Here is a 25,232-nt window from a genome sequence, read left to right on the forward strand (position 1 = left end):
CTATACAATAAAGAGCTATAATTTTACTATCGGAAAGCATGGCTTATATATTTTAGATGTGGTAATCCAAAATTATTATAAACATGCTTTCTTTTTTACTTCTTTACATAACTAGCAACTTAGGTTAATTAGAAAATATTCGGATAATACTGATGTAAACTAATTACTGTAAATCTACATAGATAAGACAATGAGCAGGCTCTAACCTGCGGTGTTATTTAGGCAGCAACGCTACCTATTCTTATTACTGTAATTTACACTTTTCATGATAATCCACCAGCTCAATAGGTGTGCGGGTAAATTCGTAGCCGGAATACCGAACGATAATTTCGTCCAGCACGGCTTCTATTTCATTAGGATTGGTGAGGGTAACCAATTTGTTGCGGTATTCTTTAATATTAGGTAGTCCTTTCAAATAGTTGGCATAGTGGCGGCGCATTTCATTAATACCTACGATAGGCCCTTTCCATTCTAGGCTTTTGCGGAGGTGTTTGCGCACTACATTTACCCTTTCCTCTACAGTGGGTGGAGGCAGTAGCTCTCCGGTTTTGTAATAGTGTTTGATTTCGCGGAATATCCACGGATAACCGATGGCTGCGCGGCCTATCATGACGCCATCTACACCATAGCGGTTTTTGTATTCTAACGCTTTTTGCGGGCTATCGATATCGCCATTACCGAATATGGGGATTTTAATGCGCGGATTGTTCTTAACTTTTCCGATGAGGGTCCAGTCGGCCTCGCCTTTGTACATCTGACAACGGGTGCGGCCATGTATGGTCAATGCTTTAATGCCTACATCTTGCAGGCGTTCTGCTACCTCTTCTATGTTTAGCGAATTTTCGTCCCACCCCAAACGGGTTTTTACGGTAACGGGTAGCGATGTGCTTTTTACCACGGCAGCGGTAAGACGTACCATCAAATCTACATCTTTGAGTACGCCTGCGCCGGCACCCTTCAATGCTACTTTTTTGACCGGACAACCAAAATTGATGTCCAGCAAATCGGGCTGTGTTACATCCACGATTTTGGCCGCAAGGGCCAAGCTTTCCTCATCGCCTCCGAAGATTTGGATACCGATGGGGCGTTCGTAATCGAAAATGTCCAACTTACGGCGGCTTTTAATGGCATCACGAATAAGACCTTCGCTACTGATGAACTCGGTGTACATCAGGTCGGCACCATTGTCTTTACACACCGCTCTGAAGGGCGGGTCGCTCACATCTTCCATAGGTGCCAGCAGCAGTGGAAATTCGGGTAGTATGATGCTGTTAAACTTCTCCGAAGGAGAAGTTATTACTACCTGCTTTGTATTTGTATTGGATGCCATATAGTCGGAACGATAAAACGAGCGTGGCAAATACGATGCCACCTGCACTGCCGTTGGTTACACAATTAAATTAATAAAAAATAAGCAACTTTTAGTCCTAATTTTGAGCCTGCAAAATTACGCACTTATTTTTAAACCATGATAGAAGAGAATAACACTCCCCAGGTGGAGCGGGATGAGCTGGAGGCTACCGGAAAAGGTGTTTCTTACTCTGCAGCCTTTTTTATGTTGATTGCGTTTGGTGTGGGCTGCACTATTCTGAGCGGCGTGATAGCCATACCGTTGGTGTCGCTGATGAGTGGAAAAAGCATAGCTTTCGTTACGCAGCACCTGCAGGAAATGGTGGGGAATAAAGCCTATCTAAGAGAGATACAGGTGTTGCAATCGCTTTCGGCTATTATCGGCTTTTTGGTGCCTACTCTTTTTGTGGCATCAAGAATCAATAGACGTCCGCTGGCTTTAACTGGTTTTAAGGGTGCTATTTCCGCCAGAGAAGTCGGCTTGGTTATATTGATAATGGCATGCGGACTAGCGCTGAGCAGTGCTTTGGGATATTTTACCTATAAATTGCCCTTTCCGGTAAACTGGAGAATTGTATTTGACAGACTGGAACACAATTACGCCGAAACAGCGGCAGGTATTATCAGTTTTGCTTCTATACCCGACCTGATTATCTCTATTATTGTGTTGGCGCTGGTTCCGGCGGTATGTGAGGAAACTTTTTTTAGAGGTGGATTGCAGAACTATCTGTATCGCAGTACGGGAAAATTGTGGATGAGTGTAATAGTGGTGAGTGTGATTTTCAGTGCCGTACATTTTTCGGTATATGGATTTTTATCGAGGGTAGCATTGGGTATTGTGTTGGGGTTGATTTTTCAATATAGCGGTCGCTTGTGGCTGAGCATATTAGCGCATTTTTTGAATAATGCGACTGCGGTGATAATGATGTATGTACAGACCGGCAAGGGAAAAACCTTGCAGGAAGTACTGAACGACAGAGACGGTAGCTACTGGGGCTTGGCAGTTGTTCCTGTTATCATTTACTTATTTATAGAATACAGAAAAAGCATCGCTCATAAAACAACTGCATCGAATGGCTTTTAACTGGACCACATTTTGGACAAGAACTTTTACGGCACTGATTTTTGTAGCGGTAATGGCTGCAGGGCTTTTGGGAAGCTATACCAGCTTTTTTGCTTTAATCACCATCATTCATTTTGGATGTTGGTACGAGTACCTGAAGCTTATCGATAAGATACATGCTACACGTCAGGATGTTTTTGTGCACTTGGGGTTTGCACTACTGGGTTTTCATATAGTATTACTTTTTGGTGATTTTTATTTTCTAGGTTATCATGTAGCTCGTAGTTTTTCTTTCCCTTTTCTTGTTGCAGGGCTGGTATTTATTATTTGGGGAATTTTTCGACAGGCTTACATACATAAGAAAGCATTGGGTATAGCAGCACTAGGGCTGTTATATATCTCACTAAGTGTAGGACTGCTGTTATATATGCGGTTGTCCCAGTATCCGTTAATAAAAGATAGCGGTCAATTGTGGGGACATGAAAACGGATTTTATGTACCCATTATCATTATACTAGCTATATGGATTAACGATACCATGGCTTATCTGGTAGGGTCGGCCATTGGAAAAACACCTTTTAGCAAAATATCGCCTAAGAAAACACTGGAAGGAACCCTGAGCGGCATGATATTATGTGTTGCGGCCATCACATTGATATTGCAGCCGTTTTTTAACTGGCCGTTATTATTGGGAATTTCTCTGATGGTATCGGTGTTTGGAACATTGGGCGATTTGTTAGAATCGAAAATTAAAAGGATGGCCGGGGTAAAAGATAGCGGACGCATAATGCCGGGACATGGCGGTTTTCTGGATAGGTTTGACTCCCTGCTAATAGCAGTGCCTGCTGTGTGGATGTTTCTAGAACTGGTGAATTATCTCTTGAAATAGTTGTATTTTTCGAATTAGATACTAATTTAGAATTGTCGTTACCCTATGATAATGAGCAATTCTTTACTTTATCAGATTGCGCTAACCTTAATTCCCGGTATTGGATGCGTACATGCTCGTAATCTGCTGGAGCATTTTACGGTAGAGGAGATATTCAAGGCTAAAGCGGCTGCCTTAAAAAGAGTAGAAGGGCTGGGCGCATTAAGAGTAAAACAAATACTAGAGTTTAAAGATTTTGCTACGGCCGAAAAGGAAGTAGCCTTTATTGAAAAACATAAGATTCAGCCGCTATTTATACAAAGTGAGCATTATCCGAAACGTTTGTTGAACTGTTATGATGCTCCGATACTTTTATATTATAAGGGAAATGCCGATCTGAATCATCCTCGCATTGTAGCCGTAGTGGGATCTCGTAGTAATACGGATTACGGTAAATACACTACCGAAGTGTTTATTGAGAAGTTGTCCGCTGCCGGGGTACTGGTGGTGAGCGGTTTGGCCTACGGTATCGACTCCATTGCTCATAAGGCTTGTTTGAAGAATAACATTCCTACCGTTGGAGTACTGGCGCACGGATTGGATAAGATCTACCCGTATCATCATACCGATATGGCGTATGAGATGATACAGAACGGAGGGCTGCTTACCGAATTCAGAAAAGGAACCCCACCCGATAAATTTAATTTTCCTAGTAGAAACAGAATTGTTGCCGGCATGAGTGATGCCACCGTGGTAATTGAAACTGATGTTAAAGGCGGCAGTATGATTACCGCAGAATTGGCCAATAGTTATAATAGAGATGTATTTGCTTTTCCAGGTCGGGTCACAGATAAAAAGAGTGCGGGCTGTAATGATTTGATAAAAACCAATAAAGCTATTTTATTAACGGATGCCACACAACTACTCGAGACCCTAAACTGGTCTGATGCGGAGAAACCTAAAAAAAAGCACACACGCGAGCTTTTCATTCATCTTACCGAAGACGAAAAAGCAATCATAGATGTTTTGAAGAGTGGCGAAGCAATTAGTATTGATGAAATACATCTTAGAAGCGGATTAAGTTATAGCAAGGTGGCGGCATCCATGCTAAATCTAGAAATGCAGTATATCATACAAGCCTTGCCCGGAAAAATGTACAAGTTGCTGGATTAATCCTATCCAATAAATAAAAAAGCTGCTAGCATAGCAGCTTTTTATATACTTAAGGTTGAATGGTTAGATATTTTCAGTGCGTATTTTTTCCGCTTTTTCATGAGCGTAATCTTCTACCTCATCTGCGGCATTTTCAAATTTGGCTGCCAAGCTATCAATGAAGTCGGCAAACTGATTCTTCAGGTCATTTCCCTTATCACTTATTTTGCGGCGTGTATAAGAACCTTTGTCCGGAGCGTATAACACACCCACAACAAGACCCAATACAAAACCTGTAAGTAGTTTATTCATAATTATTAATTTAAAGTGTTATAAAAGATATCGCGTGTTTATACAAATAGACGCAAATAATTTGCCAAAAACCAAGACAGCGGGATTTTGTATAGCGGTTTAATCCCGATAGTTACGTCCGGTTAATTCCAGAAACAGCCCTTCCAATCCCGTATGCCGATGCGTACTCAATAATACATCGAGCGCACCGTGCGCAATAATTTCACCTTCGTCATATAAAGATACAACATTACACAAATCTTCGGCTTCACCCAGCTGATGCGATGTATATACCAAAGTTGTACCGGAGGCATTTAATTTTTTAAGAAACTCAATGATGGCGTTTCGCGACTGTACATCCACACCTACGGTAGGTTCATCAAGAAATAAGATTTGCGGATTGTTCATTACCCCAATAGCAAGGTTCACACGCCTTTTCATTCCTCCCGAAAATAATTTTACCGGCTTATGGGCTACCGTATCCAATCCCATTACCTGTAGCAGTTCTTCTGTTTTGTTTTTAATAGCCATTTTGGACATGCCATACCAGGCTCCAAAGAACTGCATGTTCTCTATAGGACTTAGTTGTTCATAAAAGGAAAAATCCTGAGGCACTAGGCCTATTAATTGTTTGATTTCATCTTTAAAACTGCGTACCTCCTTATCCAGAATTTTTATACTGCCTTGCTCGTAAGGCAATAAACCCGTTATCAGATTCATTAAGGTGGTCTTTCCCGCTCCGTTAGGTCCGAAAATGCCGAACCGCTCCCCCACATTTACCGTAAGAGAAAGATTTTTAATCAAAGACTGCTGGCCTTTGTATCTGAAAGAAAGTTGTTCTATCTGGATTGCACTCATTACAACGCAAATATTATAAATATAAGCCGAATAAAAGCATGGTAGTTCCAACAGTTTTGTTATCGTACCTAACTATTTGTGTCACAGAAGCGCGGGATGATATTGTATTGGCCAAAATGAGGGTTTTTAAAAAAGAGCTGTTTGCATTTATTCTCATTCCCTTAATTTTGCACATGGCAACAAGAAAGAAAGTAGCAGATTCTGCAAATTCCCCTAAAATTATACTGGAAGGTTTAACGTTTGATGATGTGTTACTGGTACCTGCTTACAGTCAGGTATTACCTCGTGATGTTGATATCCGCACTCGTCTTACCAAAGATATTACCTTAAATACCCCTATTTTATCCGCAGCAATGGATACGGTAACCGAAGCCGACCTAGCTATTGCTATTGCGCGCGAAGGAGGTTTGGGTATTTTACACAAAAACATGAGTATCGAACAACAGGCGGCTCATGTACGTAAGGTAAAAAGAAGCGAAAGCGGTTTAATACTCGACCCGCTTACCCTGTATGAGGACGAAACCATCGGCGATGCATTGAAGTTGATGAAGGAAAATAAAATCGGCGGTATTCCTATCATCGACAAAAATGGAAAACTCAAAGGTATTCTTACCAATCGCGATTTGCGTTTTGAGCAAGACATTAATCGCAAAGTAAAGGAAGTAATGACCAGCGAAAATCTGGTTATGGCTCCCGAAGGCACCGACCTTAAAAAGGCAGAAATCATTCTGCGTAAGCATAAAATCGAAAAATTACCTGTAGTAGACAAGCAGGGCCGCTTGGTGGGCTTGATTACCTATCGGGATATTCTACAAGTAACTAGTTTTCCCAATGCCATTAAAGACGCATACGGAAGATTGTTGGTGGGTGCCGGTGTAGGGATAACTTTGGATGTGCTGGATCGTATCAGCGCCCTTACTGCAGTAGGAGTAGATGTGGTAGTACTAGATAGTGCGCACGGTCATACTAAAGGAGTGATCGAAACCCTTAAGAAGGTAAAGAAAAACTTTAAAAAACTGAATGTAATAGCCGGTAATGTGGGTACGGCAGAAGGCGCATTAGCACTGGCCGAAGCCGGAGCAGATGCTGTGAAAGTAGGTATTGGTCCGGGTTCTATATGTACTACACGTATTGTTGCGGGTGCCGGTATGCCACAGTTGACAGCAATTATGGAGGCTTCCAAAGTGTTGTCTAAAAAAGGTATTCCGTTAATTGCCGATGGAGGTATCCGATATACAGGAGACATGGTAAAAGCAATCGCAGCCGGTGCGGATTGTGTGATGATGGGAAGCGTATTTGCCGGTACGGAAGAAAGTCCAGGCGAAACCATCATTTTCGAAGGCCGTAAGTTTAAAGCCTATCGAGGTATGGGCTCGTTGGGTGCTATGGCTACCGGAAGTAGCGACAGATACTTCCAAGATCCAGAAGATGATGTGAAAAAATTTGTGCCCGAAGGAATTGAAGGGCGTGTAGCATACAAAGGAAGCCTGCGGGAAGTGATATATCAGTATGTAGGCGGGTTACGTGCCGGTATGGGTTATTGCGGAGCCAGAAACATCGCCGAGCTGAAAAAGGCAAAATTCGTACGCATTACCAACGCCGGAATGAACGAAAGCCATCCTCACAATGTCATCATCACAAAAGAGGCGCCTAACTATAGTAGAAAATAGTTTTTATATTGACAGACAGTTAACAGCTTTTGTTAACTGTCTTTTTTATGCTGAAATATGAAACCTACTATCACTATAGAATATTGTCCGAAGTGTAATTGGATGCTCCGCGCGGCTTATATGGCACAGGAATTCCTTTCCACATTTTCCGATTATGTGGAAGCGGTGTCTTTAAAACCGGGAGTAGTGGGCGGAGTATATAAAATATATGTAGAAGGTACCCTGATATTTGACCGAAAGGCGGATGGCGGATTTATTGAGATAAAAGAATTAAAACAACGTATCCGTGATATCATAAAGCCCGATTTAAGTTTAGGGCATTCTGATACAAAGTAGTTTTCTCGAAAAACTCATCATAAACACTTGTCATCAGTATAAGTAGAAAAGATTATATATTCATGGCATCTTTTTATGCCTGATGGACAAGGTATTGATCGAATAAAACAATAGCCATAGTTTAAACTTTATAGTCTTTATGTGGGAGCAACTTGGAAAATTTATCCTGAAGAATCGTTTTGTGCTTTTGGTGGTAATGATTGTGGTCACGGCCCTGTTTGCCGTATGGGGAAGCAAAGTGGAGCAAGGTTATGAATATACCAAGGCGATACCGATAGATCATCCGGTGAATATTGCACTTCAAGAGTTTAAAAAGAAGTACGGAGAGGATGGAAATGTAATTGTGTTAGGCGTTCAGACAGATGCTTTCTTCAGTGAAAAATTTTTTAACCAGTATGTTGCTCTTCACGACGATCTTAGAAAAATTACTGGCGTTATAGACATCATTGGTATTCCCGGTGCCGTCAATATTATTAAGGATGCTACTTCCTCCCAACTACAGGCAAAAAGAATTTTTCCAAGCTTGCCATTATCTCAACAACAAATAGATAACAGCGCTGCAATATTTCAAAATCTTCCCTTTTACAAAGGACTGATCTATAATCCGGAAACCCAAGCCTATCTCATGGGACTCAATATGGATCCCACTGTCATCAATTCCAAAAAAAGAGATGATGTAGTTGCCGCCATTACTCATCGCATCCAGCAATTTGAGCAAAATACCGGCGTGGAAGTAAAATTAAGCGGATTGCCTTATATCCGTACCGTATTGGCAGCACGTATAGCCAATGAAATGCGCTATTTTCTGATAGCTTCGCTGGTTTTGTCTGCTGTGATTCTGATTTTATTTTTCCGTTCGGTAAGCGCCATGCTACTTTCCTTGGGTGTTGTAATTATCGGAGTGGTATTCAGTGTAGGCACTATGCATTTATTGGGATACAAGATTACCTTACTTACGGCATTAATTCCGCCGCTGATTGTTGTGATTGGTATCCCTAACTGTATTTATTTTTTGAATAAGTATCACACTAGTTGGCAAAAACAAGCCGAGTTAGGCAACGATATTCCGGTACAGCAGAAAAAAAAGAATGCTATAGTGGATATGGTAAGCCGAATGGGTATCGTTACCTTATTCTGTAATGTGGCGGCAGCCATCGGCTTTGCGGTATTTGCGCTTACCAAAAGTGCCATCCTGAAAGAATTCGGTATAGTGGCAGGTCTCAATATCACCTTATTGTTTTTCATATCGTTGATTCTAATACCCATCGTTCTTTATTTTCTACCGCCGCCCAAAAACAGACATGTGCGTTATCTAGACAATCCGCGCTTGAACCGTTGGCTGGATCGACTGGAGCGATGGTCCCTTTCGCATCGCAAACTGATATACACCTTAACGGCGGTGTTGGCGATTATTGCGGTAGCAGGCACTTTCAGGTTGCAGAGCAACGCTTACATGGTAGACGATGTACCTAAGACTGATAGAATTTATACCGATCTTAAATTTTTTGAGAAAAATTTCAAAGGCGTTATGCCGTTGGAAATTCTCATCGATACAAAAAAGAAGTACGGTGTTACACGAAACTTTAGTAATCTGACAAAAATTGATTCTTTTGCACAATATCTGGCAGCAAGACCTGAAATGGCACGCCCCTTGAGTCTGGTAGAGGGGTTAAAATTTGCTCGACAGGCTTTTTATGAAGGCGATAGTAACAACTATGCCATGCCTTCCGAACTGGATTTACCCGGCCTTTCACAGTATGTGAACATGCGAAATAATAGTGCCGAAATATCATCAGAAGGAGAAAATACTTTCGGTAAGCTGATCAATCGCTTTATGGACAGTGCTCGCCAAGAAGCCCGCCTGAGCGTAAACATGGCCGACATTGGTACCAATAAGCTTCCTGAATTACTGACCGATATACAGAAACGTGCGGACGAACTTTTCCCAGCAGACCAATATAATGTATCCCTTACAGGCAGCAGTATTGCTTTTCTGGAAGGAGGGAGATTTATTATCAACGGACTTAAGGAAAGTATTTTTTGGGCATTTCTACTGATTGCCCTGTGTATGCTTTATCTTTTTAAATCTTTACGTATTCTGTTATGTTCCTTAATTCCCAATGTTATACCGCTAATCATTACTGCCGGTATTATGGGTTGGGTAGGAGTACCTTTAAAACCAAGCACTGTACTTATTTTTAGTGTGGCATTGGGAATAGCAATTGATATAACGATTAGATTTCTGGTAAATTATAAGCAGGAACTGACTTATCATCACCATGATGTAAAAAGTACGGTAATACAAACCATACACAGTACTGGCATTAGTATCATTTATACTTCCATGGTGTTGATTGCTGGGTTTGTCATTTTTTGTTTCAGCGGATTTGGCGGCACCAAAGCATTGGGATGGCTCACCTCACTGACACTAGTTACGGCAACCATCACCAATCTTATTCTTCTTCCGGCACTATTGATCAGCCTATCAGGTAGAAAAAAGCAATAGTGGCTTATTGCTGCTTAGCCAGTTTCTCTGAGTTTTCGACAAATTGCAATCTGTCGATAAACTCCTGCAAATCGCCGTTCATTACTGCATCCAAATTGTATGAAGTATAATTGATGCGGTGATCGGTGACACGACCCTGCGGATAGTTGTAAGTGCGAATTTTAGCGCTTCGGTCACCGGTGCTTACCAAGCTTTTACGATGTCTTGCAATTTCTTCTTCCTGCTTGCGTACCTGCTCTTCATATAGTTTGGTACGAAGCATCTGCATCGCTTTTTCCCTATTGGCCAGCTGGGTGCGTTCGGTTTGGCATACCACTACGGTTCCGGTAGGAATGTGGGTAAGCATTACCTTAGTTTCTACCTTGTTTACGTTTTGACCACCGGCACCGCCGCTTCGGGCTGTTTCCATCTTCACGTCGCTTTCCTTCAGCTCAAAATCGATCTCATCTGCCTCAGGCATTACGGCTACTGTAGCAGCTGAAGTATGTACACGTCCTTGTGTTTCGGTTTCAGGTACACGCTGTACGCGATGTACACCACTTTCGAATTTTAAAGTACCATAAACATCATCTCCTACTACTTCCAATTGAACCTCTTTATACCCTCCTACTGTACCTTCGTTTTCGCTGAGGATGGCAGTTTTGAATCCCTGTTTTTCGCAGTATTTGATATACATGCGCAACAGGTCGCCTGCAAATAGGCTCGCCTCATCGCCACCGGTTCCGGCACGAATTTCGATAATCACGTTCTTCTCATCCTGAGGATCTTTAGGAATGAGTAATTGGCGTATAGTAGCTTCCATTTGCTCCTTCCGTTCCATCAGGTCGGCTGTTTCCAGCTTGGCCAGCTCCCGCAGTTCTTCATCGTCTCCGTTCAGAGCCTCTTTATTAAACTCAATATCGTCGAGTAACTTTTTATATTCGTTGTATGCGTTTACTATTTTTTCTAGGCTACGATACTCCTTGCTGGTTGCTGCAAATTTTTTATTGTCACTCACAATTTCTGGGTTCGTCAATGCAATTGCCAGCTGGTCGTACTTGGCCTTTATAGCTTCTAGTCTATCTAACATGTTAATCTCTTACTTTTACAGAAGGGGAGCAAAGTTAAATTATTTTATAAGATGCGTTTTAATAAGTTATCGGCAAAGCAATTGTTTGACGGATACCGTATCCGGGAGAATAGTGTGCTGATATTAAAAGATGACGGAGCCGTGGAGAATATTGTGAGCCTTGAAGAGGCCGGAGACGATGTACAGGAAGTTGAGGGAGTTTTAACACCGGGATTTGTAAATTGTCATTGTCATTTGGAACTCAGTCATTTAAAGGGCGCTATTCCAGAGCAGACCGGTCTTACCGGATTTCTATTACAAATTATGCAAAAAAGAGTTTTTCCGGAAGAAACCATCTTACAAGCCATTGTTGATGCTGAGCAGGAAATGCAAGAAAGTGGTATTGTAGCTGTCGGCGATATCTGCAATACTACACACACTTTAACCCAGAAGCAAAAAAACAACCTGTATTACCACAACTTCGTGGAGGCTATGGGAGCCCAACCTGCTGCGGCAGATAGAAATTTCGGAATTTATAAAAGTGTATATCGCATTTTTTCCGATCACTTCAGTATGGACCGGGTATCACTTACCCCCCATGCTCCTTATTCTATGTCGGATGCATTATGGGAAAAGCTCATGAGTTTTCCGCAAAACGGAATCTTGAGCATACATAATCAGGAAACGGAAGCAGAAAACCTCTGGTTTGAACAGAAAACTGGAGCTTTTGAGCAATTCTTCAAGGCTCTGGGAATGGAAATGGATTTTTTCAAGCCTTCTGGAAAAACCAGTTTGCAAACCTATCTGCACCATTTTCGCCCCGGGCATCGGGTAATACTGGTTCATAATGTATACACAAGTCCCAGTGATATTGCGTTTGTCCATCAGGCGGGGACCGATGTGTTTTGGTGCTTATGCCCTCATGCCAATTTTTATATCAGTCGTATGCTGCCGCCTGTGGAGCTATTAATGCAAAACAATTGTAATATCGTATTGGGTACGGATAGCCTTGCCTCGAATCATCAACTAAGTATTGCGGCAGAAATAAAATTATTGCAACAATATTTTCCGGCCATCCCTCTAGAGAACATGCTGCAGTGGGCAACGCTTAATGGTGCTAGAGCATTAAAAATCGACCATCAGTATGGCAGTTTCGAGAAAGGAAAGAAGCCGGGTATAGCAGTTTTTAAATAATCAAAAGGGTTAGGCCATGAGCTCTTTTAACACGGGCAGGGTCTTCATTTTTCCGAAGTTTTGTAGGTGCAGACTGTAATAATATTCCATGGCGTCGAGTATCTGGCGGCGGATTTGCGCATTGGCGTTAATTTCTGCAAGTTCATGTGGGTGTCGCGTCTGTAACAGTTCGGCGAGAACCAAGGCACTTTTTCTTTCCAGGTACCGGCTGTGAAAGACTGTTTCGGTGGTGAAGCATCCCTCTTCAATGTCAAATAACATACGGTCGCTTTGCAAAACTTCGGGTGTGGCACTACGTGGAGAAAACCCGAAGAAGGCCGTTAAATGGGTAGCAAAAAAAACGGGAAAATTAGCCATTACCTTATCGGTGCAGCTATCCAGTAATAGCAGACAGTCTTCCATAAATCCAAAAAGACCATAGTTGCTTTCTGGCTGGTGAAGACATTTGGAAAGCAGCTCAATCATATAAGCTGCCACGCCGTTTTTCAGCACATCGGTAAAGACATTTTGGTACATGTAAGACCATCTGTACTCCTTCACACGGTTCAGCTGCTTAAACTCGTTGTGATAAACCTCCATATCGAGTATTGCCCCCGGCTGAAAAAAAGCCGCTTTATTGGCCCCTTTTTTGGAAGTCGTTCTGATGCCGTTTAGCAAATAGGATTGCAGTCCAAATAACTCAGTATATACAGCAACAATAAGGCTGGTCTCTCCGTACTTTACGTTTCGTAATACAATACCCTTCGTCTTGTGAATTTTATCTGTCACTCCCGATGAAAATTAAAGCACAAATATCAATGGGGCTAATTGTCTTTACTTACACTACTGGCGCCGGTGGAATTAGCGGTAATTTTAGGATTGCCTCTATATTTAATGCTGCTGGCTCCTGTAGCGTCGGCTTTCAAAGACACGCTGCTGAATAATCTTATGGTACTGGCCCCGGTAGCAGTTGCCTTTCCACTTTCGGCCAGCAGGTTAAAAGCATTAATGGTTGAGGCCCCTACTGCTTCGGCAATAATATCGCGGCATTCTCCCTCGGCATGGATGGTGCTGGCTCCGGTAACTTCAATATCCACAATCGGGGCTTTAACAAGAAGGTTACCACTGGATGCGCCAGATAGTTCTACTTCTAGTTTTTGATCCTGTATAAATTTATTTTCGGTATGTAGTTGAGAGGCTCCGGACAAAGAGATTTTGTCTAACAAAGGCATCGTTATGTATATCTTAATTTCATCTGTAGGGGATAAACTGACGTTGTCTTTGTTTTCCACAATCAGTTTGTTTCCGTCTTTAACCTGCACTTCAATCCAGTTAAAAAGGTTTTCGTCCGTTTCAATACGTACACTATAAGCCGAATCCTGTCTCAGGAACACCTTCATGGCATTTTCCACTTCCACTGACGAAAAGTTTTTATAGGTATAAGTTTTGGAAGTGATGTTTCCATCGCCCTTAATACGACGTGTATTGACAACATTACAGGAACTGATGAGCAGCGCTGTAATTACAAAAATGCTTAAGTATTTCATGTGTTGTGTTTTTTAAATTAGCCGAAATAACATTGATTCGGCGGGTTTATTAAAACGGATATTTGAATATGTTCTTCTTCATATCCGATTGATGGCTCCCAAATTTCTGTCCCCTCAAAAACCTAAATTGTATTACCTTCGCCGCATTATGACGGAAAGAATACTTATTCTGGATTTTGGCTCACAATATACCCAATTAATTGCCCGTGCTGTAAGAGAGGCAAATGTCTATTGCGAAATTATCCCTTATTCAAAACCTTTCGAAATCGATAGCAATTTAAAGGGAATTATTCTTTCCGGCTCGCCATTTTCGGTAAATGATCAAAATGCTCCCGCGATTAGCGTAAAAGATCTAGTGAAAAAGCTGCCTGTGCTGGGTATTTGTTACGGAGCACAGCTGACGGCAAAAACCTATGGAGGTCGTGTGGAGAAAAGTAGTAAGCGAGAATACGGAAGGGCATCGATGATTGTGCAGAATGAAACTGACGTATTACTGAAAGGCATCAGCCCCAAAAGTCAGGTATGGATGAGCCATGGCGACAGCATTTTGGAGCTTCCTGAGGGCTTTGAAGTGCTGGCAACAACAGAAAGTATTCCGGTTGCTGCATTTAAATGCAATGAAGAAAACCCGTTATATGGCTTACAGTTCCATCCCGAAGTATACCACAGTACTGAGGGAAAACAAATCATTAAGAACTTTTTGGTGAATATCTGCGGATGTAGTCAAGACTGGACGCCCGCCCACTTTATTACTGATACGGTGGCGCGCCTGAAAGAGCAAATTGGCAACCGCAAAGTTATTATGGCTTTAAGCGGTGGTGTGGACAGCACTGTGGCTGCAACCCTTATTCATAAAGCTATTGGCGACAGGCTTCACGGCATATTTGTCGACAACGGTGTATTACGAAAAAATGAGTTTCAGGAGGTGCTGGATACCTACAAGCAGCTGGGGTTGAATGTAAAGGGGATAGATGCCAGTAAGCTATTTTATAAAGAACTGAAAGGTAATCCCGAGCCTGAAGCAAAACGTAAAATCATCGGCCGCCTTTTTATTGAAGTCTTTCAGGAAGAGGCCAATAAAATAGAGGGCATCGAATTGTTAGGACAGGGTACTATTTATCCTGATGTAATAGAAAGTGTTTCCGTACATGGTCCTTCTGTAACCATCAAATCGCACCACAATGTGGGTGGCTTGCCGGAAAAAATGCACCTAGAACTAGTAGAACCTTTACGTTACTTATTTAAGGACGAAGTAAGAAAAGTGGGGCGCGAACTGGGTATTCCTTCTAACTTAATAGACAGACATCCTTTCCCCGGTCCCGGTTTGGCTATACGCATTTTAGGTGAGGTAACTGAGGAAAAAGTAAAATTACTACAAGAAGCCGATCACATTTATATCAATGCACTGAAAGAAACAGGGCTTTATGCAACCGTTTGGCAGGCAGGAGCTATCTTATTACCTGTAAAAAGCGTAGGTGTGATGGGTGATGAGCGTACTTATGAGTATACCGTTGCGCTGCGCGCCGTTACCAGTGTGGATGGGATGACAGCAGATTGGGCGCATCTCCCCTACGATTTTCTGGCTGATGTAAGTAATGCCATTATTAATAATGTACGTGGCATCAACCGGGTAGTATATGATATCAGCAGTAAGCCCCCGGCCACTATAGAATGGGAGTAGGCTATTTTTGGTATCTTCAGTCAGTTCGGAATAATATTTGTTCATAGTCCATTCATCATATGTAAATGATGATTTTGACTTAAAACAATATAAATGAAGAGACTATTCAGTGTTGCAATTGCCTTATTGGCTGGTTTGTTTGCCATTGCCCAAGCTCCGTCAACCACCCGGCATAAAATGGCCATTTTTACACCCCTCTATCTAGATGAGGCTTTTGACGCAGCTGGAAACTATAAATATTCCGGAAAGAACTTTCCTACACAATCCATTAAAGGGTTGGAGTTTTATCACGGGGTTTTGCTGGCAATCGACTCGTTGAATAAACAAAATATTCCGCTCGATGTATACGTGTACGACACCAAATCTTCAAGAGAAACCATAGAGCAGCAATTCAGTAAATGTGCAGCTGACGGTGTGGAGCTTATCCTCGCCAATTGTACAATAGCAGAACTGTCTAAGCTGGCAAGATTAGGTGCTGATAAGAAGATAACTGTATTGAATGCTACTGTACCCAACGATGCCAATACTTCTGATAACCCCTATTTTGTAGTGCTGAATCCTACCTTACAAACACAGATTGAAGGGTTGTATAATTATCTTAAAAGTAATTATGTGGGAAAGGAAATAACGTTTATTACCCGCAATATGCAGTCTGAAAAATATATAAAAGATGCATTCGAAAAGCTGAATAAATATTACAATGAGGCTGTTAAGCTGAAGTTCAGGCCGGTGAATGACGAAATTGCTTTAAAGGCTTTGGGTACGACCACACAACCCACACAGGCAGGAGTGTATGTAGTAGGTTCGCTTGATACCGAATTTGGACACAATGTGTTGAAACAATTTGCTACCAACAGTAATAATTATGCTTCCTTAACCGTTATTGGCATGCCTACCTGGGAAAATCTTAAATTGTCAAGTAGCGATTATAAGGGAGTGGAAATAATTTACAGCACCCCTTTTTATCACGCGGGTAATAATCCGGCTGCTAAAGCCATCGTGGATTATTACAATAAAAAAATGTATGCACGTCCCAGTGATTTAGTCTTTAGAGCATATGGACTTACTTATCGTTTCGGAAAGTTGTTGAACCAATACGGAAAAGATATCAATAATAACTTGGCCGCTAAAATCGAATCAGTGTTCTTCGATTTCGATATACAACCTGTGTATTTGAACGGCAAGATTCGCAACTACGAGAATAAAAAACTATACTTTCTGAAATATAAAGACGGAAATCTTATAGCAGTTAATTAATTCATTGAGGGTATAATTACCGCAAGTTTTGAAATAGGTTATTGCTGTTTTTTAAGATCTTCAACAAGCATTTTTTGTGAATTAACGATTTTTTGCTGCGCCTCTACTTTTGCTTTATGTGCAGCAAGTTTTTCTTCTAACTCCTGTTGTTGCTTGCGCAATTCAAACAGCTTTTCTTCTTCCTCCACCAATAACAACTCTTGTTTTTTGATTGCTGCAATGGTATTACTGCGTTTTACATCGGCAGACATGTTTTCCAGAAAAGTTTTAGCACGGGTGGCCAGCTGTCCTATACCTTCTATGTCGCCACTGCCATGCATTATCATGTAGAGTGTGGTTTTTTTAGCATTGCTGTTACCAGTTTCTTCCAACTTAAAGTAATAATCCAGCTTGCTTTTACTGATGTCGGGTAATACAACATCTGGGTATTCGTAAAAACCTAATTTATTCAATGTTCCGTTGAGTTGCTTATCGGTTAGTTTGGCAATAAGAGCGCTTTCTACAATTTTTTGCGGGTAATCGTAGGTCATCACAATGGCTGGTTCCTCTTCTTTTCCGTATTTTACTTTTCCTTCATAAGCCTGAGCATAGGCATAGGCCGAAACCATTACACATGTTGTGATAAGCGCCAGTTGTTTAATCATAATAATGCTTGACGGTTAAAGATATAACTTTTGCAAAGGTATATTAACTCTATGTTTTATTTTAAGTAGTTTAAATTTGCACGAATAATTTTTTACTCTTGAGCGGAATTAAGAAACTAGCAGGACAAACAATCTGGTATGGCGTAAGTTCTATTGCCGCTAGGTTTATTAATTACCTACTCACACCTTATCTTACTTACAAGTTCACTACCGGTGAGTATGGGCAGATGAGTGTGCTGTATGCTTTCATCCCTTTTATGAATGTGATTTTTACTTATGGGATGGAAACCGGTTTTTTCCGATTCTCGCAAACCGATGATAAGGATAAGGTATATAGTACTTCCAGTTTGTCCTTAATTTATTCTACACTTACATTAACCCTACTACTGATTGCTTTTAATAAGCCGCTTTCTCGATTGTTGGAATTTGCTGATCGCTCTGAATATTTAGTGCTTACTGCAGGTATTATAGCATTAGATGCGCTTACAACCATTCCTTTTGCCAAACTGCGTCTGGATGGGCGTCCTATCAAATTCGCTGTGGTAAAACTGGTTGGTATATTTGTGAATATCGGGGCTACTTTTTTCTTTTTAAGTTATTTTCCCGATTGGGCTAAGCAGAATAGCCAGAATGTTTTCAGCCATCTATATCAGAAAGACTGGGCTGTGGGTTATATCTTAGTGGCCAATCTCATTCAGAATATCGTAGTCTTTCTATTATTGTCGAAGGAGTTTTGGAGTATTCAATTTAAGTTTGACAGACGCCTGTGGCGTGAGATGATGGTTTATAGTCTGCCACTCATTATTGTGGGATTGGGGGGTATGGTCAATGAAACGGCCGACCGCATTATGCTTTTGAGATGGTGGAAACCCGATGGGGCTTCGGGCGATGCCGCAGAACAGGTGGGTATTTATTCTGCATGTTACAAACTGGCCATTCTTATTACATTGGGTATTCAGGCTTTCAGGATGGGGGCCGAACCTTTCTTCTTTAAACAGTCTACCAGTGAAAATGCACCTCGTATCTATGCTCGTGTGATGAAATTTTTTGTGATTACGGTATGTCTGATGTTTTTGTTTGTGATGCTGTATCTTGATATCTGGAAACATTTTATTCAAAACCCCGCTATGTGGGCTGGATTGAAAGTAGTGCCCATTCTGTTGCTAGCTAATATGTTCCTGGGTATTTATTACAATCTCAGCATCTGGTACAAACTAGGCAACAAAACATTGGCGGGGGCTTACATTACATTGATAGGAGCGGCAATTACCATACTTATTAATTACCTCTTTATACCAAGGTATGGATATATCGCCTGCGCCTGGGCTACTTTTGCCTGTTATGGTACGATGATGGTAATTTCGTATGTATGGGGGCAAAAACATTATCGCATCCCGTATGCCACTAAAAAATTGTGTGCATATATACTGATTGCCGTATTGTTTCAAATATTACATCATTATGCCACAGCAAGCATAAGCTTAGCATGGGTGAATTACACGATCGCTACCATATTACTGCTACTATATTTCTTTTTTATACTAAATGTAGAGCGCAAAGAATTTGCGCAGCTTCCGGTTGTTGGCAAATTTTTGAGTAGACGCACTCAGGCTGAGTAATTTGCTATTATATCTAGCCATAAACAAATAAGGTTTTTAGCTGTTTATTATGAGCATTATTTCTGGGTATCTCTTATATCGTTTAGTAAACTAAAGGATTCTAAAAATTTGCAACATTGTTGCTTTTTTAGTACTTTTGTACACTATGAAGCCGAAGATAAATTGGGATGCGCTGGGAATTACGACTTCTATTCTTTGTGCCATACATTGTGCCATTCTTCCGTTGTTTTTGGTAACACTGCCTTTGTTCGGCATCAATATAGTCGATAATGTTGTTTTTGAAATTGGTATGATTGTGCTGGCCTTTGGAATAGGGTGTTATGCGCTGTGGCATGGATACAAGTGGCATCATCACAATAGGCTACCACTGGTACTTTTTTGTGTGGGAATGATTTGTCTGATTCTCAAGCAAATCTTTATAGAGTATCATATTATATTACTAATTCCAGCTGTAATTGGGCTGGTTGCGGCGCATTGGTTCAACTATAAGCTCTGTCGAAGGCATAATCATGCACATGCCGATGATTGCAACCACGATCACTATTAAACATTATCTCTCATGAGGTTGAAAATCATTTTTTTAATAATTCTCTTAGGAGGTAGTTTTACCCTTTTAGCCCAGCGAAATGAAAATGCTATCAGGCAGTTGTTGTCCAAGCAAACCGAATGCTGGAATAAGGGTGATATTGAAGGATTTATGCAAACCTATTGGCAAAGCGATTCGCTACTCTACGTAGGTAAGAGTGGCGTTACTTACGGTTGGCATCGCACACTGGAGCGTTATAAAAAATCTTATCCCGACAGAGCGGCCATGGGCACCCTGCAGTTTACCATTATTAAAGTACAGCAACTTTCCTCTAAAATGTACAATGTAGTGGGCAAATGGCAACTGACGAGAGTATCAGGTAATGTTGAAGGGCACTACACATTGTTGCTCCGAAAAATTAACGGCAAATGGCTAATAGTACAGGATCACTCCAGCTAATTAATCTTTAATTTCTTCAAAATCAATGTATTCTCCAACCTGTGAGGATGTTGTGCGATTATTTTTATTTTGTGGAGGAGGGGTGAAATGTTCCTGGTTTTGGGAAGACATATTTTTAAATTGTCTTCTAATTTGTTTGGTGGTTTTATATATCGGCCAAATAACTTTTACGAACAGATTGTAAAAGAAGTACAAAAAAATTCCCAGTAAAAGATAACCTAAAACACCCATGCGTAATATTTTTCCGAATTTTTTTCTGTTATATGGTAAACGGGTGAAAGGTAGAAATGTTTTAGGAAATAGCCAGAACTTATAAAATTATCCTTAAATCAGCTTTTTTCGGAGGAAAATCCATAACTTTGCCCGAGATTTTGGGAAAAGGGAACGGTGGCGTTCCCTTCTTTATTTTTCAGTATTGTTGCATGGAAATTGTAATAACTAAGATTGAACAAAAAATACAGGAGCTCTTACAAGACTATCCCGACCATTTTTTGGTAGAAATAAAAATCAAGCCCACCAATAATGTAAAAGTATTTATTGATGGTGATAAAGGTGTGGGTATTGATGACTTGGTAAAATATAACAGAGCTTTGTATAAGGAATTAGAAGAAGAACAGCTTTTTCCCGATGGCGATTTTTCACTGGAGGTATCATCCCCCGGAATAGGAGAACCGCTGAAATTGCATCGACAATACCTAAAGAATGTAGGTAGATATGTAGAGGTAGTAAAGAATGATGGCACCAAGGTAGAAGGCGTATTAGAAGCCGTTGACGACAATCAAATAACCGTATCGGAAACAAAAGGAAAAGGGAAAAAAGCAGAAAAGATAATCCATCATATTTCTTTTCAGGAAATAAAATCAACTCAAGTTCAAATTAAATTTTAACCGGCTTCCCTTAGAAAGGAAGTCCCAAAGCTTAAATTATGAATTGCTATGGCAAGTATTAATCTTATAGAGGCGTTCCAGGAATTTAAAGACGCTGAAAACATTGACAGACCCACTATGATGAAAGTAGTGGAAGATGTTTTTAAGACATTGCTCCGTAAGAAATACGGTAGTGATGAAAACTTCGACGTTATTGTAAACGCCGAAAAAGGCGACCTGGAAATAGTACGCCATCGTACTATTGTGGAAGATGGACAAGTGGTAGACCCGCTCAAGCAAGTTGCCTATTCCGAAGCCATTAAGCTGGAACCAGATTATGAGATAGGAGAAGATCTTTACGAAGAAATAGATTTGGTAGATTTTGGACGCAGAGCAATTCTGGCTGCTAAACAAACTCTTGCCGGCCGTATCAGCGACCTGAAAAAGAGCGTACTGGCCAAAAAATACGAAGACAGAATTGGTGAAATCGTCAGCGCCGAAGTATACCAAGTATGGAAAAAAGAAATTTTACTACTTGACGAAGAAGGCAATGAATTAATTCTTCCCAAAAGTGAGCAGATACCTCAAGACTATTTCAAAAAGGGTGAAACCATTCGTGCAGTAGTAGTGCGGGTGGATTTGAAAAATAACAACCCCGTAATTATTTTGTCCCGAACTTCACCCCAATTCCTAGCAAAACTGCTCGAAATAGAAGTACCAGAGATCTTCGACGGACTGATCACCATAAAGAAGATTGTACGCGAACCAGGTGAAAGAGCGAAGGTGGCTGTAGAATCCTACGACGATAGAATCGATCCCGTAGGTGCCTGTGTGGGGATGAAAGGTAGCCGCATACATGGCATCGTTCGCGAATTGAAAAATGAAAATATCGATGTTATTAACTGGACAAATAATATCCAGTTATTGATACAAAGAGCGCTAACGCCTGCTAAGATTAGCGGCATGAATATCGATACCGAGAAAAAGCGCGCAAGCATCTATTTGAAACCCGATCAGGTTTCGCTGGCCATCGGTAAACGCGGCGCTAACATTAAGCTAGCGTCTGAACTTACCGGATACGAACTGGATGTGTACAGAGAAAGCGAGGATGAAGAAGAAGAGTTTGATGTGGATCTGGAAGAATTCAGTGATGAAATAGATGGCTGGGTAATTGATGCACTAAAGAGAATCGGTTGTGACACCGCACGCAGTGTGATGAGAATGACTCCCGATGAATTAGAAAAAAGAGCGGATCTGGAAAAAGAAACCGTAGCAGAAATTAGAAGAATTTTACAAGAAGAGCTGGATAAAGAGTAGCCTTTTGCCAAAGGCGGTCGTTATACATAGGTGCAGAATGGTAAATTAAAAGCGCCCTAATGGGCAAACCAGAGAGAATTTATATGTCAGAGATTAAACTTCCAAGATTATTACAAGCAGCCAAAGAGTTCAATATTGGGCAGGATACACTTATTGAGTATCTTGTAAGCAAAGGCTTTTCCCGTGATGAGCTGAAACCTTCAACTAGGCTCACTCAGGAGATGTACGAATCTTTACAGGAAGCTTTCCACAGTGATAAAGCAGCCAAAATCAAGAGTAGTCAGGTAGACCTTCCCAAGGGTATTGGCAGCGAAGCAAGAAAGCGTAAAGAAGAAGCAAAAGCTGCTACTCCTACGGTAAAAAAAGAGCCTGAAAAAGCTCCTGAACCACCGGCTGTAACACCTCCGCCACCACCACCGGTTGTGGAAGTACAACCCGAGCCCCCACAACAGGAAACAAAAGAGGAGGAAGCTCCTGCCCCTGCCCCTGCTCCGGAGGAAAAAGAAGAAAAGAAAGTAATTAAGCTAGGTGTACCGGGCATTGAAGGGCCAAAAATTCTGGACAAGATTGATCTTTCTGCTATAGAAAGGTCTACGCGCCCTAAGAAAGCTGCAAAATCCAAACAGCAGGAAGAAAAGCCGGAAGCTAAAGCGCCCAAAGAAAAGGTTGAACCTCAACCAGCTACTCCTGCACCACCGCCGTTGGCTCCAACACAGCAGGCAGAAGAGGAAAAACCCACAACACCTCCGGAACCCGAAATCACTAAAATTAAAGCAGAGAAAATAGAGGGACCGAAGATTTTGGGTAAAATTGAACTGCCGGTAGATAATGATACAAGACCTAAGAGAGAGGAAAAACGCAAACGCAAGCGTATTCCAATAGAGAAAAAAGAGGTAAAAACGGATACTGCTGCTAAGAAGGGCTTCCATGGTGGGTCCCGAGGCGATCACCATCGTAAGGAGCATTTCAAAGACAGAAGGTCTTCTCATCATCACAAAGAAGAAAGACAAATCGACGAAAAAGAAATACAGGAAAAGATTCGTGAAACACAGGCCAAGCTAAGTGGAGCTGGTAATAAGCAGAAGGCATTAAGGGCTAAAGCGCGCCGAGAGCGTAGGAATGAGGCCGAATATGCCATGCACCAAGATGAAAAGAATAACCTGCTGCAAGTTACCGAGTTTATTAGTGTAAGCGAGCTGGCCAGCCTGATGGATGTAAGCTTTGCTGATGTAATCAGCAAATGTATGAGCTTGGGTATCATGGTGTCCATCAACCAAAGACTGGATGCAGAAGTGATAGAACTAGTAGCGGCTGAGTTTGGTTATGATGTAGAGTTCATCGATGTAGAAAAACAAATGGAGATTGAAGAAAGTGAGGCGGAAGAAGATGACAGCGATAATCTTAAACCTCGTAGTCCTATTGTAACCATCATGGGACACGTAGACCACGGTAAAACATCTTTGCTCGACTATATCCGCAATGCTAACGTGGTAGCCGGTGAAGCGGGGGGAATTACGCAGCACATCGGGGCGTATCGTGTAGAAGTAAGCCCTGGTAGAGAGATTACCTTCCTAGATACTCCTGGTCACGAAGCGTTTACCGCGATGCGTGCTCGTGGTGCTAAGGTTACCGATATTGCGGTAATCGTAATTGCTGCAGACGATTCGGTGATGCCTCAAACCCGAGAGGCTATCAGTCACGCTCAGGCAGCAGGTGTACCCATGATATTTGCTATCAACAAAATCGATAAAGATGGGGCCAACCCTACCAAAATTTATGAACAACTGGCGCAGATGAATATTCTGGTGGAAGAGTGGGGTGGTAAGTATCAGAGTCAGGAACTATCGGCCAAGAAAGGATTGAACGTAGATAAACTACTGGAAAAAATCTTGCTGGAAGCCGAAATGTTGGAGCTGAAAGCCAATCCTGACAGAGATGCTACCGGAACCATCATCGAAGCTACACTGGATAAAGGTCGTGGTTACGTGGCCACTGTACTGGTAGAGAACGGAACGCTGAGACAAGGGGATATTATTGTGAGTGGACAGTACTACGGTCGCGTAAAAGCCATGTTTAATGAAAGAAATAAAAAACTGGCCAGCGCCGGACCCTCATCTCCCGCAGTAGTATTAGGATTGAACGGTGCTCCACAAGCGGGTGAAAAATTCAAGGTTTATGAGGATGAATCCGAAGCAAAAAGTGTGGCCAATAGAAGAGCGCAGATTCTGCGTGAACAGGGAATGCGAACCCGCAAACACATTACCTTGGATGAAATTGGCCGTCGTCTGGCATTAGGCAACTTTAAGGAACTGAACGTAATCATTAAAGGTGATGTGGACGGTTCTGTAGAAGCGCTGAGCGACTCACTGCAAAAGCTTTCTACCGAAGAAATTGTAGTGAATGTGATTCACAAAGGGGTGGGTCAGATAAACGAAAGTGATATCGTACTGGCCGAGGCTTCAGATGCTATTGTAATCGGCTTTAATGTAAGACCTTCTGCACAGGCAGCCCGACAGGCTGAAAATGCGGGTATCGAAATCAAGACATACTCCGTGATCTATAACGCCATCGAGGAAGTGAAGAGTGCAATGGAAGGTATGCTGGAGCCTACCGTAAAAGAAAGGGTTACGGCTAATGTAGAGGTTCGCGAAGTATTCAAGTTCGACAAAGCTACTGTGGCCGGATGTTATGTGCTGGACGGTAAGCTGAAACGCGATAACAAAGTGCGGTTAATTCGCGACGGTATTGTGATTTACCCGGTAGGTGAAAATGCGGTGGCAGAACTGGCTTCACTGAAACGCTTTAAAGATGATGCTAAGGAAGTGTTGATGGGTATGGAGTGTGGTCTTACCATCAAGAACTATAATGATATAAAGGTGGGCGACGTTATCGAAGCTTACGAACTGGAAGAAGTGAAAAGAACGCTATAAAACTATAGTAGGCAGTAATTGAAAAAGTTGCTGCCTGCTATTATCAAACTTTTGTTAAATGGCATCAACGG

General features: G+C 41.6%; 22 protein-coding genes. 15 read left to right on the top strand and 7 right to left on the bottom strand.

The window, feature by feature from the left end; all coding sequences use genetic code 11:
• Positions 1–244: 244 nt before the first annotated feature.
• Positions 245–1,330 (bottom strand): tRNA dihydrouridine synthase DusB, encoded by a 1,086-nt coding sequence (dusB, locus tag V2H41_RS12860; protein ID WP_330975570.1) that lies wholly within the window; start codon positions 1,328–1,330, stop codon positions 245–247.
• A gap of 138 nt (positions 1,331–1,468) precedes the next feature.
• Here dusB and V2H41_RS12865 point away from each other — a divergent pair, with 138 nt between their 5' ends.
• The 3 genes from V2H41_RS12865 to dprA are packed head-to-tail and all read left to right on the top strand — an operon-like array spanning position 1,469 to position 4,454.
• Positions 1,469–2,434: a CPBP family intramembrane glutamic endopeptidase gene (locus V2H41_RS12865; protein WP_330975571.1), complete on the top strand. Its 966-nt coding sequence runs from the start codon at positions 1,469–1,471 to the stop codon at positions 2,432–2,434.
• A complete protein-coding gene (locus V2H41_RS12870; RefSeq protein ID WP_330975572.1) occupies positions 2,424–3,302 on the top strand; it encodes a phosphatidate cytidylyltransferase in 879 nt (292 codons plus the stop codon). The genes V2H41_RS12865 and V2H41_RS12870 overlap by 11 nt, the downstream gene beginning before the upstream one ends.
• Before the next feature lie 51 nt (positions 3,303–3,353).
• Positions 3,354–4,454, top strand: a complete 1,101-nt coding sequence (gene dprA, locus V2H41_RS12875) for a DNA-processing protein DprA (protein ID WP_330975573.1) — start codon at positions 3,354–3,356, stop codon at positions 4,452–4,454.
• A gap of 63 nt (positions 4,455–4,517) precedes the next feature.
• Here dprA and V2H41_RS12880 read toward each other — a convergent pair whose 3' ends face one another.
• Both V2H41_RS12880 and V2H41_RS12885 read right to left on the bottom strand, forming a co-directional pair.
• Positions 4,518–4,745: a YtxH domain-containing protein gene (locus tag V2H41_RS12880; protein WP_330975574.1), complete on the bottom strand. Its 228-nt coding sequence runs from the start codon at positions 4,743–4,745 to the stop codon at positions 4,518–4,520.
• Between the two features lie 99 nt (positions 4,746–4,844).
• Positions 4,845–5,582: an ABC transporter ATP-binding protein gene (locus V2H41_RS12885; protein ID WP_330975575.1), complete on the bottom strand. Its 738-nt coding sequence runs from the start codon at positions 5,580–5,582 to the stop codon at positions 4,845–4,847.
• 173 nt (positions 5,583–5,755) lie between these two features.
• Here V2H41_RS12885 and guaB point away from each other — a divergent pair, with 173 nt between their 5' ends.
• The 3 genes from guaB (at position 5,756) to V2H41_RS12900 (ending at position 10,094) form a co-directional block, all read left to right on the top strand.
• Positions 5,756–7,252 (top strand): IMP dehydrogenase, encoded by a 1,497-nt coding sequence (guaB, locus tag V2H41_RS12890; RefSeq protein ID WP_330975576.1) that lies wholly within the window; start codon positions 5,756–5,758, stop codon positions 7,250–7,252.
• Positions 7,253–7,309: 57 nt separating this feature from the next.
• Positions 7,310–7,588, top strand: coding sequence for an Rdx family protein (locus V2H41_RS12895; protein ID WP_330975577.1), 279 nt, complete (start codon positions 7,310–7,312; stop codon positions 7,586–7,588).
• Between the two features lie 139 nt (positions 7,589–7,727).
• Complete coding sequence (locus V2H41_RS12900; protein ID WP_330975578.1) at positions 7,728–10,094, top strand: efflux RND transporter permease subunit; 2,367 nt, start codon at positions 7,728–7,730, stop codon at positions 10,092–10,094.
• A 4-nt stretch (positions 10,095–10,098) separates the two neighbouring features.
• On the opposite strand, the gene prfA is transcribed toward V2H41_RS12900, so the two are convergent.
• Positions 10,099–11,163 carry a peptide chain release factor 1 gene (gene prfA, locus V2H41_RS12905; RefSeq protein ID WP_330975579.1) on the bottom strand — a complete coding sequence of 355 codons (1,065 nt, stop codon included), beginning with the start codon at positions 11,161–11,163 and terminating at the stop codon, positions 10,099–10,101.
• A gap of 51 nt (positions 11,164–11,214) precedes the next feature.
• On the opposite strand from prfA, the gene V2H41_RS12910 reads away from it, so the two are divergent.
• On the top strand, positions 11,215–12,336 hold the full coding sequence (locus tag V2H41_RS12910; protein ID WP_330975580.1) for an amidohydrolase family protein: 1,122 nt from the start codon (positions 11,215–11,217) through the stop codon (positions 12,334–12,336).
• A 9-nt stretch (positions 12,337–12,345) separates the two neighbouring features.
• Here V2H41_RS12910 and recO read toward each other — a convergent pair whose 3' ends face one another.
• A complete protein-coding gene (recO, locus tag V2H41_RS12915; protein ID WP_330975581.1) occupies positions 12,346–13,104 on the bottom strand; it encodes a DNA repair protein RecO in 759 nt (252 codons plus the stop codon).
• 35 nt (positions 13,105–13,139) lie between these two features.
• The gene (locus V2H41_RS12920; RefSeq protein WP_330975582.1) at positions 13,140–13,862 is read right to left on the bottom strand and encodes a head GIN domain-containing protein; all 723 of its coding nucleotides are present in this window, start codon (positions 13,860–13,862) and stop codon (positions 13,140–13,142) included.
• A 148-nt stretch (positions 13,863–14,010) separates the two neighbouring features.
• Between V2H41_RS12920 and guaA the strand changes: the two genes are divergently transcribed.
• On the top strand, positions 14,011–15,543 hold the full coding sequence (gene guaA / locus V2H41_RS12925) for a glutamine-hydrolyzing GMP synthase (RefSeq protein ID WP_330975583.1): 1,533 nt from the start codon (positions 14,011–14,013) through the stop codon (positions 15,541–15,543).
• A gap of 93 nt (positions 15,544–15,636) precedes the next feature.
• Entirely contained in the window at positions 15,637–16,800 is a 1,164-nt protein-coding gene (locus V2H41_RS12930; RefSeq protein ID WP_330975584.1) for an ABC transporter substrate-binding protein, read from the top strand.
• Positions 16,801–16,838: 38 nt separating this feature from the next.
• Here V2H41_RS12930 and V2H41_RS12935 read toward each other — a convergent pair whose 3' ends face one another.
• Positions 16,839–17,444 carry a hypothetical protein gene (locus tag V2H41_RS12935; protein ID WP_330975585.1) on the bottom strand — a complete coding sequence of 202 codons (606 nt, stop codon included), beginning with the start codon at positions 17,442–17,444 and terminating at the stop codon, positions 16,839–16,841.
• A gap of 98 nt (positions 17,445–17,542) precedes the next feature.
• On the opposite strand from V2H41_RS12935, the gene V2H41_RS12940 reads away from it, so the two are divergent.
• The 6 genes from V2H41_RS12940 to infB all read left to right on the top strand — a co-directional run bounded on the left by V2H41_RS12940 (position 17,543) and on the right by infB (position 25,161).
• Positions 17,543–19,063 carry a lipopolysaccharide biosynthesis protein gene (locus tag V2H41_RS12940; protein WP_330975586.1) on the top strand — a complete coding sequence of 507 codons (1,521 nt, stop codon included), beginning with the start codon at positions 17,543–17,545 and terminating at the stop codon, positions 19,061–19,063.
• Positions 19,064–19,208: 145 nt separating this feature from the next.
• A complete protein-coding gene (locus V2H41_RS12945) occupies positions 19,209–19,610 on the top strand; it encodes a MerC domain-containing protein (protein WP_330975587.1) in 402 nt (133 codons plus the stop codon).
• 12 nt (positions 19,611–19,622) lie between these two features.
• Positions 19,623–20,048 (top strand): YybH family protein, encoded by a 426-nt coding sequence (locus tag V2H41_RS12950; protein WP_330975588.1) that lies wholly within the window; start codon positions 19,623–19,625, stop codon positions 20,046–20,048.
• Positions 20,049–20,407: 359 nt separating this feature from the next.
• Positions 20,408–20,935: a ribosome assembly cofactor RimP gene (rimP, locus tag V2H41_RS12955; protein ID WP_330975589.1), complete on the top strand. Its 528-nt coding sequence runs from the start codon at positions 20,408–20,410 to the stop codon at positions 20,933–20,935.
• Between the two features lie 48 nt (positions 20,936–20,983).
• Positions 20,984–22,231, top strand: a complete 1,248-nt coding sequence (gene nusA, locus V2H41_RS12960) for a transcription termination factor NusA (RefSeq protein ID WP_330975590.1) — start codon at positions 20,984–20,986, stop codon at positions 22,229–22,231.
• 59 nt (positions 22,232–22,290) lie between these two features.
• Entirely contained in the window at positions 22,291–25,161 is a 2,871-nt protein-coding gene (infB, locus tag V2H41_RS12965; protein ID WP_330975591.1) for a translation initiation factor IF-2, read from the top strand.
• Positions 25,162–25,232: the final 71 nt, after the last annotated feature.

It is taken from the genome of Niabella digestorum (genome assembly GCF_036409055.1).
In the GTDB taxonomy this organism is placed as follows: Bacteria; Bacteroidota; Bacteroidia; order Chitinophagales; family Chitinophagaceae; genus Niabella; species Niabella composti.